The sequence below is a fragment of the Thermostichus sp. MS-CIW-15 genome (assembly GCF_054060575.1).
Map to the genome: position 1 here is coordinate 36481 of NZ_JBSSDI010000009.1, position 14688 is coordinate 51168.

At 63.0% G+C, this 14688-nt stretch carries 11 protein-coding genes; 10 read left to right on the forward strand and 1 reads right to left on the reverse strand.

Annotated elements, in window-relative coordinates; translation table 11 throughout:
* The first annotated feature begins 69 nt into the window (after positions 1-69).
* From ACVW0R_RS04950 to ACVW0R_RS04975, 6 genes are all read left to right on the forward strand, one after another.
* Positions 70-840, forward strand: coding sequence for a HEAT repeat domain-containing protein (locus ACVW0R_RS04950; RefSeq protein WP_228375394.1), 771 nt, complete (start codon positions 70-72; stop codon positions 838-840).
* An 87-nt stretch (positions 841-927) separates the two neighbouring features.
* Entirely contained in the window at positions 928-1569 is a 642-nt protein-coding gene (locus tag ACVW0R_RS04955) for a HEAT repeat domain-containing protein (RefSeq protein ID WP_099812571.1), read from the forward strand.
* Between the two features lie 42 nt (positions 1570-1611).
* Entirely contained in the window at positions 1612-2337 is a 726-nt protein-coding gene (locus ACVW0R_RS04960) for a phycobilisome rod-core linker polypeptide (protein WP_011429130.1), read from the forward strand.
* A 139-nt stretch (positions 2338-2476) separates the two neighbouring features.
* Entirely contained in the window at positions 2477-2788 is a 312-nt protein-coding gene (locus ACVW0R_RS04965; RefSeq protein WP_011429129.1) for a DUF6825 family protein, read from the forward strand.
* A 29-nt stretch (positions 2789-2817) separates the two neighbouring features.
* On the forward strand, positions 2818-4521 hold the full coding sequence (locus tag ACVW0R_RS04970; RefSeq protein WP_457501741.1) for an ABC1 kinase family protein: 1704 nt from the start codon (positions 2818-2820) through the stop codon (positions 4519-4521).
* Positions 4521-5240 (forward strand): Stp1/IreP family PP2C-type Ser/Thr phosphatase, encoded by a 720-nt coding sequence (locus ACVW0R_RS04975; RefSeq protein ID WP_011429127.1) that lies wholly within the window; start codon positions 4521-4523, stop codon positions 5238-5240. The genes ACVW0R_RS04970 and ACVW0R_RS04975 overlap by 1 nt, the downstream gene beginning before the upstream one ends.
* 11 nt (positions 5241-5251) lie before the next feature.
* Here ACVW0R_RS04975 and ACVW0R_RS04980 read toward each other — a convergent pair whose 3' ends face one another.
* Positions 5252-6169 carry a histone deacetylase family protein gene (locus tag ACVW0R_RS04980; protein ID WP_011429126.1) on the reverse strand — a complete coding sequence of 306 codons (918 nt, stop codon included), beginning with the start codon at positions 6167-6169 and terminating at the stop codon, positions 5252-5254.
* 128 nt (positions 6170-6297) lie between these two features.
* On the opposite strand from ACVW0R_RS04980, the gene ACVW0R_RS04985 reads away from it, so the two are divergent.
* The 4 genes from ACVW0R_RS04985 to ACVW0R_RS05000 all read left to right on the forward strand — a co-directional run bounded on the left by ACVW0R_RS04985 (position 6298) and on the right by ACVW0R_RS05000 (position 14428).
* Positions 6298-8142 (forward strand): serine/threonine-protein kinase, encoded by a 1845-nt coding sequence (locus ACVW0R_RS04985; RefSeq protein WP_011429124.1) that lies wholly within the window; start codon positions 6298-6300, stop codon positions 8140-8142.
* A gap of 3 nt (positions 8143-8145) precedes the next feature.
* Positions 8146-10479: a transglycosylase domain-containing protein gene (locus ACVW0R_RS04990; RefSeq protein ID WP_011429123.1), complete on the forward strand. Its 2334-nt coding sequence runs from the start codon at positions 8146-8148 to the stop codon at positions 10477-10479.
* Positions 10480-10811: 332 nt separating this feature from the next.
* Positions 10812-12677 (forward strand): excinuclease ABC subunit UvrC, encoded by a 1866-nt coding sequence (uvrC, locus tag ACVW0R_RS04995; RefSeq protein WP_457501742.1) that lies wholly within the window; start codon positions 10812-10814, stop codon positions 12675-12677.
* Positions 12678-12757: 80 nt separating this feature from the next.
* A complete protein-coding gene (locus tag ACVW0R_RS05000) occupies positions 12758-14428 on the forward strand; it encodes an NAD+ synthase (RefSeq protein WP_457501743.1) in 1671 nt (556 codons plus the stop codon).
* The last annotated feature ends 260 nt before the right edge of the window (positions 14429-14688 follow it).

Sequence of the window (14688 nt, forward strand, 5' to 3'; positions counted from 1 at the left end):
ATCCCTCTGCTCAACGGCAGTCATCGGCAAGGTGGCCTCGATTCCATGGACGGCTCTGCAAGGGTTCCCATGACATCCAACACGGCGGTGCTGCCCCAGCCGCTCACCTGGGAGCAGGCGATAGCGCGGCTGCAGGGGGATGACCCGCAAGATCGGTACTATGCCGCTTGGTACTTGGGCACGGTTCGGGATCCGCGGGGGGTAGAGCCACTGCTGTTGGCGTTGCGAGATGAGCGGGATCGCACCGCCTTGGGGGGCTACCCGCTACGGCGCAATGCGGCCAAAGCCCTTGGGCAAATTGGCGACGTGCGGGCCGTGCCCGGCCTGATCGAGGCCCTTGGCTGTAGCGATCTGCATGTGCGGGAAGAGGCTGCCTATGCCCTGGCCCAGTTGGGAGACCGGCGGGCGGTGGCTCCCTTGCTGGCCTTGCTGCAGTCGCGGGAGCAGGAGCAGCCCTGGGAAGCCTTCATCGAGGCGCTGGGCCAGCTCAACGCCACCGAGGCCGAGGCGGCGATTCGGCCTTTCTTAAGCCACCCCTCGGAGCGGGTGCGTTCGGCAGCCGCTTGGGTGCTCTATCGCTTTACACAAGCCGAGGAGCTGACCCAAGTTCTGGTGGCGCTGCTGGCCCACCCCAATTTCAGCCTGCGCCAGGCGGCCCTTTTCGATCTGGCAGAATCCGGCTGGGTGGCAGGGGCGCCGCTGTTGGCGACAGCCGATGTGGCGCTTAACCTGCGCATCAATGCTCTGAAGCGACTGTTCGACGTGGCGCTGCAGTTAGGGCGAGTGCCGCCGGATCGGGTGGCAGCAGCGATCATCCCGCAACTGGACAGGCTGTTCTAGACGTGAAAGGGCTTGGGGCTCTCCCCCCCTATTGGCTCGCTTGGATGTTTCGTTAGTTTTTTACTTACCTTGGCCTCTGGGTTGTCTATGTCCTCTTCCTCGGCTGCGCAAGTGCTTCCCGCTGCTGTGGCTCAACTGGCCGCTGAACTGGAACAGGCCACCTCAGCGGAAGAACTGTTGCGGGTGGTGAGAGCGCTGGGATCCTTGGGCCACGTGGAAGGGATCCCCCTGCTCATTCGCGCCTTTGGCTTCAACCGCCCTGCCGTGGGGGAGGCCGCGCTGGAAGAGGTGTTGCGCTTTGGGGAGGCGGCGGTAGGGCCTTTGCTGGCCAACATCGATGGCTTCGACTATGGGGCGCGCGCCTATTCGGTGCGGGCGTTGGCCCGTATCGGCCACGGCGATGCCTACCCCTTTTTGGCGGAAGCCATTGTGGCGGACTTCGCCCCCAGCGTGCGGCGAGCGGCGGCCCGTGGGCTGGGACAGGTAGCGGCACGGCGGCCCCTCTCCGATCAAGAGCGAGCCTTGCACCTGTTGCGGCAATGCCTGGGCGACGCCGACTGGGGAGTTCGCTATGCCGCCGTCGGATCCCTGACGGATTTGGCTCGGCTGGGAGAGGCGTCCCTGCGATCTGCCGTCGAGGCAGCCCTGCAAATGGCCTTGCAGGATGCGGATCCCTTGATTCCCCTACGCGCCCGCCTAAGCCAGCAGGAGCTGGCTGCTGATCCATAACCCCTGCCATTTTGTTGTTTCGTTTCCTCAGGAGCATAACCTATGACTCTTCCGCTGCTTGCCGATCGCCCCACCACGCAAAGCGTGCGGGTGGAGCGCTACTTTGTACCCAGCGACGAAACCCCGCCCGCCTATCGCCCCGACGACCCGACGGGCATCGAAAATGTCATCCGCGCCGCCTACCGGCAGATCTTCAGCGAACACCTGATGCTGGAGAGCTACCGGCAAAAAGCGCTGGAGTCCCAGCTGCGCAACGGGGCGATCTCGGTGAAGGAGTTTATCCGTGGCCTGGGCAAGTCGGAGGTGTACCGGGATCTGGTCATGGTTCCTAACGACAACTACCGCTTCGTCGAGATCACCTTCCAGCGCTTCCTGGGCCGGCCCACCTACAGCCAGCAGGAGCGCATCAAGTACTCCATCATCCTGGCCACCCGCGGTCTGAACGGCTTTATCGACGCCGTTGTCGACAGTGAGGAGTACAACGCCGCCTTCGGGGACGATGTGGTGCCTTACCAGCGCCGCCGCCTTTCCGAGAAGCCGACCAACTTGCTCAACCCCCGCTACGGGGCGCGGTGGCGGGATGTTTCCGGCGTGAAGCGCTCGACGCGGGAAGTGGTGCGCACCTACCGGATTACTCGGCCTCCCAAGCCCGGGGATCCGGAAAACTTCCTCAACATGGCCCGCATGCTCAATCCCAAGCCGGCAGCGCGGCAAAACATCAGCGTCTTCGATCTGAAGATCCCCGACATGACCACCAACCGCCGCTGAGGGTTGGGCCTCCTACCCACTGCGCCCTTGCCAAGCTCTCAAGCCGATCATCCGACGCCGTTCGGGTGGATCGGCTCTTCGGCTTGGTTGGGGCAAGATTCGTTATAATCTGGGTGATGCTTCTTAACACTTGGGTTACATGAACAATCCAGTTGTGCGGGCTTTTTTTGTCGGCAAGGCGGTGGCCGACGTGCTGCGAGAGCGCCTGGAGAGCACCCTTGCCGACCTTGCCGGGGAAGTGGGCAAGGTGTGGGCGGAGCTCCAAGAGGGCTGGCAGACCTTTGCCCAGGATGTCATGGCCCGGGCTGAGGCGGAAGCATCGCTAGCTGCCCAGGAAATGGCGGCACCCCCCTTCAAGGCAGAAGACCTGCAGGCAACCCTAGACGACCTGCGGGCAGAGGTGGCGCAGTTGCGCTCCGAATTGCAGAAGTATCGGAGTCGAAACGCTTGAACGCCAGCACACTCCCATCCCGAGCCGTTTTGGGATCCGAACCCGCCAAGCCCTATACCGCCTACCGTTGGGCCCGAGAAAACTACACCCGCTGGGGCCGCCTCATTGATATTTGGCGATTTGTGCTCACCTGGCTGTTTTACCTCTGGCTGGATCAGCAGGCGTGGAGCTACGGGGGGCAGCCCACAGCGGAGCGCAAAGCCAAACGCCGCCGCGCCAGGGCCATCTGGATCCGCGAGACGCTGCTCCACCTCGGTCCTACTTTTATCAAGGTGGGGCAGTTTTTCTCCACCCGGGCCGATCTCTTCCCCTCCGAGTACGTCGAGGAGCTGTCCAAGCTGCAGGATCGGGTGCCTGCTTTTGGCTACGAACAGGTGGCAGCCATCGTGCAGCAAGAGTTGGGCAAGCCCATTGAGCAGATCTACAGCTATTTCGATCCCACCCCCTTGGCGGCGGCCAGCTTGGGGCAGGTGCATCGGGCCAAGCTCAAGACCGGCGAAGAAGTGGTGGTCAAGGTGCAGCGTCCGGGCCTGACCCGCCTGTTCACGATCGATCTGGAGATCTGCCGCGGTATTGCCGAGTTCTTTCAGTACCACACCCGTTGGGGCGGGCCGGGCCGCGACTGGATCGGCATCTACGAAGAGTGTCGGCGCACCCTCTGGGAGGAAGTGGACTACCTCAACGAGGGCCGCAACGCCGACACCTTTCGCCGCAACTTTCGGGACATGCCACAAATTGCCGTCCCCAAAGTGTACTGGCGCTACACTTCCCCCCGCCTGCTGACGCTGGAATACCTGCCAGGGATCAAGATCAGCGACTACGAAGCCCTGAGCGCGGCGGGGCTGGATCGCAAGCTCTTGGCCCGCTTGGGGGCAGAGGCCTATTTGCGGCAACTGCTCAAAGACGGCTTTTTTCACGCCGATCCCCACCCTGGCAACATTGCCGTCAAGCCGGATGGCACGCTGATCTTCTACGACTTCGGCATGATGGGGCGCATTCGCCCTGGCATCAAGGAAAAGTTGGTGGCCATGCTGGCGGCTGTGGTGGCCAAAAATGCCGACCTGGTGGTGGCCTCGCTGGTGGAGCTGGGCGTGTTGGTGCCCACTGCCGATCTGGCGCCAGTACGCCGCTCGGTGCAGTACATGTTGGATCACTTCATGGACAAGCCCTTTTCCGACAGCTCCGACGAGATCTCGGTGATGGCCATCAGCGAAGACCTCTACGAGCTGGCCTACGATCAGCCGTTTCGCTTTCCCGCCACCTTTACCTTTGTGATGCGGGCCCTGACCACGTTGGAGGGGCTGGGGAAAAGCTTGGATCCGGAGTTCAATTTCCTGGAAGTGGCCAAGCCTTTCGCGGAGGAGCTGATGAACGGCAGCAAACCGGAGACGGAGACTCTGCTAGCCCAGGTCAGCCGCCAGGCGGCAGAGTTCACCAGCAGCAGCCTCAGCTTGCCCCGCCGTCTTGAAGCGACCTTGAGCAAGCTGGAACAGGGGGAGCTACGCCTGCGGGTGCGATCCAGCGAGGCAGAGCGTTTGCTGCGCAAGCTGAACAGCACCGGACGGGGAGTTATCTACGCGGTGTTGTTTGCAACTTTTTTTCTCAGCGCAACCCAGCTATTTTCGGCTGGGCATGCTACTTTAGCAATCGTCACCCTGGCTTTGGCCGTTCTCGCCGCTTTGGCGCTGGTCAGGGTACTCTTAAAGGCAAATGGATCAGAGCCACTGATGTGATGCGACGATATGCCTGCGCTACGGATCCAGGCAAGGTCCGCAGCAGCAATCAGGATGCCTACTACTGTGATCCAGAAGGACGTTACTTCATCGTTGCCGATGGCATGGGAGGGCACGCTGCCGGAGCAACAGCCAGCCTGTTGGCGGTCGAGGTCATTCGCGAGTGCCTTGAGCGGGGTTGGCAGACCGTGCCAGCGCCCAAGCTGCTCAGCGAGGCGATAGAAGCGGCCAACGAGGCCATTCTTAAAGACCAGCGAGAAAACCCGGAGCGGGCCGACATGGGCACCACCGTGGTGGTGGCTCTGGTGGATCCCAACAACAATTGCTGGAGCGCTCACATCGGCGACTCTCGCCTTTACCGCCTCCGCGGATCTGAGATGCAGCAGATGACGGAGGATCACACCTTGGTAGCTCGCTCGGTTCGCCAAGGGGAGTTGACCCAGGCGCAAGCCCGCATGCACCCCTGGCGCCACATTCTCGAGCGCTGCCTGGGCCGCCCCGATGCAGGGCCGCCTGCTGTTCAGCCGATTACAATGCGCCCTGGGGATCGCCTGCTGTTGTGTAGTGACGGGCTCACCGAAGAGCTAGATGACGAGGTCATCGCCGAGTACTGCCTGAAGGTGGAGGATTTGGATCAACTGGCCTGCCAGTTGGTCGAGGCGGCCAAAGAGCGGGGCGGTCGGGACAACATCACGGTGGTGATCGCCGAATACGCCTAGTTCGCGGCCAGCTAGAGACGGTATTGCCGGTACACTTCGCCGGCAGCCCGGTGCAGGAGCGAGTGGCGGTAGACAAGCTGAGCGAGGTCGTTGCCGTAGCCGCCGCCGATAACGCAGGCAACGGGGTAGCCTCGCTTTAAGCAGGTGTCCAGCACCTGCATATCGCGGCGGAAGAGCCCCTCGTCGCTGAGGGCCAGCTTGCCCAAGAGATCTTCGCGGTGGGGATCCACCCCCGCATCATAGAGCACCAGATCCGGGCGCACCTGAGCCAACAGATCGGGCAGGTAGTCGGCCAGGGTTTGCAGATAAGCTTCGTCTTCCAGGCCCACCGGCAGGGGCACGTCCAGGTCGCTGGCCTGCTTGGTGGCGGGGAAGTTGGCGGCGCAGTGCATGGAAAAGGTAAACACCCGCGGCTCGGAGCGGAAGATCCAGGCGGTGCCGTCGCCCTGGTGCACATCCAGGTCTACAATCAGAACCTTTTGCACCAGCCCCTGCTGCAGCAGGACTTGGGCGGCGATGGCCAGGTCGTTGAAAATACAGAAGCCGGAGCCGTAGGCGGGAAAGGCGTGGTGGGTGCCGCCGGCGGTGTTGCAGGCCAGGCCGTGGCGCAGGGCCAATTGGGCGGTCAGGACGGTGCCGCCCACCGCGCGACAGGTGCGCTGCACCAGCTCGGGACTCCAGGGCAGGCCGATGCGCCGCTGCAGTTTGGCCTCCAGGGATCCCTCGCAGTAGGCCCGCACGTACTCTGGCGTGTGCACCGATTCGATCCAAGCCAGGGGGGGGAGTTCCGGCTGATGCACTTGCTGAGGGCGGATCACCCCTTCCCGCAGCAGCAGCTCGTGCAGGAGGCGGAATTTGGGCATGGGAAAGCGATGGCCCGGCGGCAGGGGGGCGCTGTAGTCGGGGTGGTAAACGACGGGCAAAGACATTCCAAGCAACCGGATCGACGGGGGTGAGCATAGCCTATTGGGGCCCCAGTGCTTATGGTAGAGGTAGCCCACTCTGGCCGGATCCCTGCGGGGGCTCTGCGCTGTTCTCTCTACCGCCGCGATTCCCTATGTTTACTGCGTCGGATCCCTTTTTGGGTCGCCTCTTGGCCCAGCGCTATCGCCTGACCCATCTGCTGGGGCAAGGAGGCATGGGGCGGGTCTACTTGGCCCAGGATCTGCTTTTTGGCGGGGTGGAAGTGGCCGTTAAGCTGCTCTCCCAGCCGGCGATGGACGAGCAGGCCCGCCTGCGCTTTGAGCGGGAAGCCAAAGCCTGCGCCGCTTTGGGCCAGAAAAGCCTGCACATTGTCAAGGTAAGCGACTACGGCATCACTGCCGATGGGGTGCCTTTCTATGTGATGGAATACCTCAACGGCCAAACCCTCAAGGACATTCTGGCGACGGGATCTCTGCCGCTGGAGCGCTTTTTTCGGCTGGCCCGCCAAATTGGCCTGGGGCTCAAAGCAGCCCACGAAGGGATCCTCCTGGAAGGACAGCGGATCCAGGTGATCCACCGCGACCTCAAGCCGGCCAACGTGATCGTGCTGGCCGACGAAAGCTTGGGGGAGCTGGCGAAGCTGGTGGACTTTGGCATTGCCAAGCTGCTCAACACCCGCGAGTCGCTCAGCCTTACCCACGCCTACCTGGGGACGCTGGCCTACTCCTCCCCGGAGCAACTGGAAGGGTTGCCGCTGGATGCCCGCTCCGACATCTACAGCTTCGGGATCATGCTCTACCAGATGGTGTCCGGCCAGATGCCCCTCCAGCCTACCACCGAATCTTTCCCGGGCTGGTACCAGGCCCACCACAAGCAGCGTCCCCTGCCTTTGGAAGAGCTGGGACTGCCGTTGGCGCTGCCCGCCGGTTTGTCGGATCTGATCCTCAGTTGTTTGGCCAAAGATCCGGCCGCCCGTCCGCCCACGGTGGCCAATGTGTTGGCGGAGCTGGAGCGCATCCAAGCCAGAGCGCAGGGATCCCCCAGAGGAGCTTCCCAGGCTGTTGCCCTTCAATTTCCAGCGATCCCCTCTGGCCCGCTTTTTCCCTCGGCGCCCCCCCTGGCCACGGCCGGCACGCTGCGGCTTGCGCCCCCGACAATGGCCAGCGAGAACAGGGGATCCCTGCTCTGGGCCCGCCTGATCCCCTTCTTGGGGGGCAGTTTGCTGGGCTTGGCCTTGGTGAGTTGGGGGTTGGGACGGTTGCTGCAGCGCCCTGCGGCTCCGGTGCTCTCCGGCTCTCGCCCCTCGCCAGCTGCCACGGAGTTAGAGGATGAGCGCCCAGGAGCGGAGGCGCAGCCCGATACGGCCCCTGAAGTTCTCGTTCCGGATATCCTTGGCAGCAGTGCTGGGCAGGACGAGGGCGCAACCCGTCGGGATCCGGCACCGGAGCTAGAACCCTACAGCGGGCCGGTGTTGCGCGCCTTCCCTCTCCAGACTTCCCGCGAGGTGGTGCGGGCCGCCCTGGGATCCCCCAGCCAGCAGGGGCGAGGCGCTCGGCCCAACACCGTCTACGACCTGTACCGCTTGGGCAGCATGAACTTGAGCCTCACCTACGACGAATCCAGCCTGGCGCTGCAACAAATCGAGGCCACCGTCGCCGACGACGTGCCCGCCCCGCAGGCGGAAGGGCTGCTGGAAGACATGCTGCAGGCCCCCTTGCCCCCCCAGTTGCAGCGAGAACTGCAGGCGGTGCGGGAAAACCGTTCTGAGCGCGTCCAGTTCCGCGTCGGCCCCTGGTCTGGCGTGGTCGAGCGCACCCCCCAGGGCCACCTCTACATGGCCGTTTGGGATCCCCCGCCCACCGTCCCCGTTGCCCAGCCCCGCCCAGCCCCCAGAGCCACTCCAGCCGCCGCCGGCCCTCGTCCCGGCCAGACCCTGCAGGAGCTGCTGCGCCGCGCGCGCGAATTGCGGGGAGATTGAGCCATGTCTGCTTCTGAAGACAAGAATTCCCTACGGGGCACCGTCGCTCGCTTCTTCAAGACCCTGGCGAGGCCCTTTCCGGTCGGGCCTACGGCCCTCCTCAAGCCTGCCGAGCCCCCTCCCCCCAAACGCCCGGTGCGCCTGCAGATCACCTGCCCAGGAGAGCCTCCCCAGGTGTTTGTCCTGCAGGGATCCGACATTCTTGGTCGCAGCCAGACGGTGGCCACCATCCGCATCCCCGCCCCTGCGGTGAGCCATCTGCACGCCCGCATTCGCCCGCGTCCGGGCTGGCGTCTGCCTGGCTTGGGGTGGCGGATCCCTCTGCATCCCCTCCTCTACTGGCTGGGGTGGAACGCTGGTCGCTACCAACTGGAAGATCAAGACTCCACCAACGGCGTCTTTCGCCTCAAGCCCTTTGGCGGCGCCGAGCGGGTGCGGCGGGTGATCCTGCGCCACGGCCAGCGACTCAGCCTTGGCCCGCCCCGGGATCCGGAGAGCGTGGTTATTCAGGTGTTGGATCCACCGCCGCCGCAGGTGTACGGGGTGCGCGGCTGCCTGATCCTGATGGCGCTCTTGGGGCTGGGGGCGAGGCTTTGGATCGGCCATGAGTGGAGCAAGTTCTCAGTAGAACCGCCGCTGGCCGCCGATCGCAACCCCCTGATCGTCCTGGCCGGGGATCGGCAAACCGAGCTGCGCCGCCACCAGGGGGATCTCTACCGGGAGCTGCCCAACCTGGAAGCCTTTGGCCCGATTCTGCCCAAAGTGGTGGTGGCCGCCGAAGATCACCGCTTCTACTCCCACTTCGGGGTCGATCTGCTGGGCATTGCCCGCGCCTTTTGGGTCAACCTGCGCTCCGGGGAGGTGCAGCAGGGGGGCAGCTCCATCAGCCAACAACTGGCTCGCACCGTCTTGCGCGACTACACCGGCTCAGGCAACACCTTTGGCCGCAAGCTGCGGGAGGCCGTCGCCGCCCTCAAGCTGGAACGGCGCTACAGCAAAGACGAAATCCTCACCCTCTACCTCAACAACGTCTACCTGGGCAACGGCCTCTACGGCTTTGAGACCGCCGCCCAGTTCTACTTCGGGATCCCCAGCCGCCAGCTCAGCCTTTCCGAAGCCGCCACCCTGGCCGCCATTCTGCCCGCCCCCAACGCCTTCAACCCCGTCGCCAACTACGAGGCCGCCGTGCGGGGCCGGGATCGGGTGTTGGATCGCCTCAGCGAGCTCAAAGTTTTCCCGGAAGAGGAGATTCGGCGGGCCCGGCGCAGCCGCCTCACCCTCAACCCCAACCTGCGCTCCCAGACCTCGACAGTTGCCCCCTACTTCTACAGCACCGTCTTCCAGGAGCTGCGGCAGCTTTTGGGGCAAGATCTCTCGGCAGAGGGCAACTTCGTCATCGAGACGACGCTGCATTTGCCCTACCAGCGGCTGGCGGAGCAGGCCCTGGCCCAAACGGTGCGCGAGGTGGGATCCCGCCTGGGCTTCAACCAAGGCGCCTTGGTCAGCCTCGACAGCCGCAACGGCGAGATCCTAGCTCTCGTGGGCGGGATCGACTACACCGCCAGCCCCTTTAACCGTGCCACCCAAGCCCAACGGCAGCCCGGATCCACCTTCAAAGTCTTCGCCTATGCCGCTGCCCTCAGCCAGGGGATCCCGCTGTCGCAGGTGCTCTCCTGTGAGCCGCTTACTTGGGGCAACCTCACCTTTCAGGGCTGCCGCTCGGGAAGTGCCCCCATGGACTTGGCCCGCGGCCTGATCCTCTCCGAAAACGTGATCGCCCTGCGGCTGGCCCAACAGGTAGGGCTGGAGCGGGTGGTGGCCATGGCGCGGCAAATGGGCATCCAATCCCCCTTACAGCCCTATCCTTCCCTGGTTCTCGGCACGATGGAGGTGAACCTGCTGGAGCTGACCGCGGCCTTTGCCCCTTTGGCCAATCGCGGCCTTTGGTCTAGGCCCCACACCATCCGCCGCATCCTGGATAGCAGCGATTGCGCCAACCCCGACGACTTTCGCACCTGCCGCGAGATCTACCCCGGTCGCGAGGATCCCCGCTCGCAGCGGCTGGTTTTGTCGGAGAGCGTCGCCCAGCAGATGACCGCCGTATTGCAAGGGGTGATCCGCTCCGGCACCGGCACCGCCGCCCGCCTTGGGATCGGGGAGGCCGGCAAAACGGGCACCACCACCGCCAACAGGGATCTGCTCTTTGTCGGCTACACGCCCAATCCGCCTCTGGTAACCGGCATTTGGCTGGGCAACGACGACGCCAGCCCCACCCGCGGCAGCAGCAGCATCGCCGCCCAAACTTGGAGAAACTACATGAGCCAAGTCATTCAATAGGCGACCTTGGCAAACAAGTTCTAACAACTTGACAGAAAACCTCTCCCCCTTCTCCAGGGGGAAGTGCCCGGTGGGAGCGTTGCAAGCTGTCGCGAAACCGTCTGTCACATCTCCTCCCCCGAAGGAAACGGGCTTAGGGGCGGCAGGGCTGCGGCCCGGCAGCGTTGCGAAACGCTTGGGAGGTTTTTCAGTCGAGTGATAGCTACACTTAGCCGGCCAGAAAATGAACTGCAGCCAACTGGGCGATGGGATGATTTTAAGATGGGAGTGACTTGGTCATCACTGAATGAAAGCCTTGGGATCCCTGGCTTTGCCTGTTGGAGCGAAGCTGTATGACTGTCCCTCTGATTCAAAACCCTGAGGTTCTAGAAAGCCGCCTTAAGGAGATTCCTGCCGAACCTGGTGTCTATTTGATGCGGGATGCCACCGACCAGATTCTCTATGTGGGCAAATCCAAAAAGTTGCGATCTCGCGTGCGATCCTATTTTCGCTTTACCGGCGACCTGTCTCCTCGTATTCAGCGCATGGTAGTTCAGGTTTGCGAGATCGAGTTTATCGTCACTGATAACGAAAGCGAAGCTCTAGCCCTGGAAGACAATCTCATTAAAACCTATCAGCCGCCCTACAATGTTCTCCTCAAAGAGGATAAAAAATACCCCTATTTGTGCATTACGTGGTCAGAGCCTTACCCGCAGATTTACATTACCCGCCACCGCCGTCTCAACCAAAATCAAGATAAGTACTACGGGCCCTATACCGATGTGGGCCTGCTGCGTTACACCCTCGGTCTGGTAAAGCGCATTTTTCCCTTGCGCCAGCGCCCCAAGCCGCTTTACAAGGACCGCCCCTGTTTGAACTATGACATCGGGCGTTGCCCTGGTGTCTGTCAGGGCTTGATTAGCCCGGAAGCGTATCGCAAGACCGTTGCTCAAGTGGCGATGATCTTCCAAGGCCAGACGGACGAGCTTATCCGTGAGTTGAAGGAGAAAATGGCCCAGGCAGCGCAGCAAGAAAACTATGAGGCGGCGGCGCGCTATCGGGATCAAATCCGCGGCCTAGAGCAACTGGGCCAATCCCAGAAGGTCTCTTTGCCCAACTCTACCGCCAGCCGCGATGCCATAGCTTTGGCCATGAACGACTCGCGGGCTTGCATCCAGTTGTTTCAGGTGCGGGCGGGCAAGTTGGTGGGACGGCTAGGGTTTGTGGCCGAAAACCGCGGCGACGACCCGGCTCTTATTTTGCAGCGGGTTTTGCAGGAACATTACCAATATTGCGACCCGGTGGAAATTCCCTCCGAGATTTTGACCCAGTATGAGTTGCCGGATCGCGATTTTTTGGAATCTTGGCTGAGCCAGAAAAAGGGGCGCAAGGTCAGCCTCCTTGCCCCGCAGCGGCAGAGCAAAGCCGAGCTAATTGAACTGGTGGAGCGGAACGCCCAGCTAGAGCTAGCCCGCAGCCAGCGCCTGGCGGAGCGGGAGGCAGCAGCGCTGGAGCGCTTGGCGGAAGTTTTGGATCTGCCAGAGCCGCCCCGTCGCCTAGAAGCCTACGACATCTCCCACATCCAGGGATCCGATGCGGTGGGCAGCCAGGTGGTGTTTATCGATGGCCTGCCGGCCAAGCAACACTACCGCCGCTACAAGATTCGCAACCCCGAGGTGCGGCCTGGCCACTCCGACGACTTTGCCAGCCATGCCGAGGTGGCGCGGCGTCGCTTCAGCAAGATGACTTCCGAGGATCAGCCGGACTTGGTGCTCATCGACGGGGGCAAGGGGCAACTGGCAGCAGTGATGGCCGTCTTGGCAGAGCTGGGGCTGGATCACCTGCCGGTCTTTGCCCTGGCCAAGCGGGAAGAGGAGATCTTTCGGCCTGGGGATCCTGAGCCGCTGCGGCTGCCGCCCCAGGATCCGGCCCGCCTGCTGTTGCAGCGTCTGCGGGATGAGGCCCACCGCTTTGCCCTTGCCTACCATCGCCAGCAGCGGAAACTACGCCAACAGGCTTCGGTTCTGGAGGAGATCCCTGGTCTAGGCAAGCAGCGGCAAAAGCTGCTCATGGAGGCGTTTCGCTCCCTTGCCCGCATCCAGATGGCTACTGAGGAGCAGTTGGCCCAAGTACCTGGCATTGGCCCCAAGCTGGCCCGCCAGATCTACCGCTACTTCCATCCAGAAGCCGAAACAGAGTTGCCAGCAACAGCGGAGTAGCCGACCCGCCTGTGGGCAAGCCGAACGACCTGAGCTGGCCTATCATCGTGGAGTCCGCCATTCTCGACCAAGGGAGCTAAGTGAAGGTAGCGCTGTTGCAACTTAACTATACCGTTGGTGATCTTAGCGGCAATGCCGAGCGCATCCGTGCGTCGGTTGAGGCAGCAGCAGCCAAGGGGGCAGAGCTGGCGATTACTTCTGAACTGGCCTTGTTGGGGTACCCGCCCCGGGATCTGTTGCTCTACCCGGCCCTGATTGAGAGGGTAGGCCAGGTTTTGCAGCAGTTGGCGGCCCGGCTGCGGGAGAGCATTCCGGTGGTGGTGGGATCCGTGCAGCCCAACCCGCTGCCGGAGGGGCGACCCCTCTACAACGCCGCGGCCTGGCTGGAAGGGGGGCAGATCCGCCACTGGTTCCAGAAGTCGCTTTTGCCCACCTACGATGTCTTCGACGAAGACCGCTACTTTGAGCCGGGATCCCCGCCCCAGCCCATTGAGTACCGTAGCCGCCGAGTGGGCTTCACCATCTGTGAAGACATCTGGAACGACCGCGACTTTTGGCAACACCGCCGCTACCACCGGGATCCGGTGGAAGAGATGGCCCGCTGCGGCGCCGATGTGCTGATCAACCTGTCGGCCTCTCCCTTTAGCCTGGGCAAGCAAAAATTGCGGGTGCAGATGCTGGGATCCCTGGCCCGCAAGCACGCCCTGCCCATCCTCTATGTCAACCAGGTGGGGGGCAACGACGACCTCATTTTCGACGGGGCCAGTTGCGCCCTAGACTGCCGGGGCCGGGTGGTGGCCCAAGCCGCTGCCTTTGCGCCGGATCGGCTGATTGTGGATGTGGAGACGCTGATCCATCCCTTGGACGAGAGCCTGGAAGTCCAGGGATCCCGCTGGCCAGCGGAGCCGGAAGCGGAGCTCTACGAGGCGCTGGTCTTAGGCACCCGCGACTACGTCAGCAAATGCGGCTTTCGCGAGGTGTTGCTGGGCCTGTCGGGGGGGATTGACTCAGCGGTAACTGCCGTCATTGCCGCCGACGCCCTAGGGCCGGGGCGGGTGCTGGGGGTACTCATGCCCTCTCCCTATTCCAGCCCGGGCAGCCTGACGGACGCCTACCAACTGGCGCAGAACCTGGGGATCCCTACCCTGAAGCTGCCCATCCAGTCGATTATGGAGAGCTACCAGCACCTCCTGGCTGAGCCCTTCGCCGGCCTGCCCTCTGACATCACGGAAGAGAACCTGCAGTCGCGCATTCGCGGCACCTTGCTCATGGCCCTCTCCAACAAGTTTGGCCGGCTGCTCTTGACCACGGGCAACAAGTCGGAGCTGGCGGTAGGCTACTGCACCATCTACGGGGATATGTCCGGCGGCCTGGCCGTGATTTCCGATGTGCCCAAAACCTGGGTCTACCGCCTGGCCCGCTGGATCAACCGCCACCAGGAACGGATTCCCCTCCCCATCCTCACCAAGCCCCCCTCAGCAGAGCTGCGACCTGGCCAGAAAGATAGCGATAGCCTGCCTCCCTACGACTTGCTGGACGCTATCCTCCAGCGGCACATCGAACAGCACCAGTCGGCCGGTGAGCTGGTGGCCCAGGGGTTTGAACCTGACACGGTGCAGCAGGTGCTGCGGCTGGTGCAGAATGCTGAGTTCAAGCGCCACCAGGCTCCCCCTGGCCTGCGGGTTACCGATCGGGCCTTTGGCACCGGCTGGCGCATGCCCATTGCCAAACGCCAGGAAGGGATCAGTTGACCTTCACCCCCGGTCCCTCTCCCAGAGGGAGAGGAGGGTTGGGAGAGCGCAACCGGTTTCGCTTTTCCTGCAAGGATTGGGGTAGGGGTGCGGGTATGTTTTCTGTGAATGAGGGCCTGCCGGCCGGCAGACCCCAGAACAAAGCTTTTCCTCAACTCAACAAAAAACAGAGAGAGCAGGGCTTTCAAGCTTGCCTCTCTGCTCACAGGGATCCCAGAATCTCGCGTTTACCGCTTCGGGAGCGACTCCATAGCGCGGCA

Bases quoted from the DNA above. Each gene is read 5' to 3' on its own strand.
- ACVW0R_RS04955 (WP_099812571.1), top strand. From the start codon at position 928: ATGTCCTCTTCCTCGGCTGCGCAAGTGCTTCCCGCTGCTGTGGCTCAA.
- ACVW0R_RS04990 (WP_011429123.1), top strand. From the start codon at position 8,146: ATGTCTGCTTCTGAAGACAAGAATTCCCTACGGGGCACCGTCGCTCGC.
- uvrC (WP_457501742.1), top strand. From the start codon at position 10,812: ATGACTGTCCCTCTGATTCAAAACCCTGAGGTTCTAGAAAGCCGCCTT.
- ACVW0R_RS04960 (WP_011429130.1), top strand. From the start codon at position 1,612: ATGACTCTTCCGCTGCTTGCCGATCGCCCCACCACGCAAAGCGTGCGG.
- ACVW0R_RS04965 (WP_011429129.1), top strand. From the start codon at position 2,477: ATGAACAATCCAGTTGTGCGGGCTTTTTTTGTCGGCAAGGCGGTGGCC.
- ACVW0R_RS04975 (WP_011429127.1), top strand. From the start codon at position 4,521: ATGCGACGATATGCCTGCGCTACGGATCCAGGCAAGGTCCGCAGCAGC.
- ACVW0R_RS04985 (WP_011429124.1), top strand. From the start codon at position 6,298: ATGTTTACTGCGTCGGATCCCTTTTTGGGTCGCCTCTTGGCCCAGCGC.
- ACVW0R_RS04950 (WP_228375394.1), top strand. From the start codon at position 70: ATGACATCCAACACGGCGGTGCTGCCCCAGCCGCTCACCTGGGAGCAG.
- ACVW0R_RS04980 (WP_011429126.1), bottom strand. From the start codon at position 6,169: ATGTCTTTGCCCGTCGTTTACCACCCCGACTACAGCGCCCCCCTGCCG.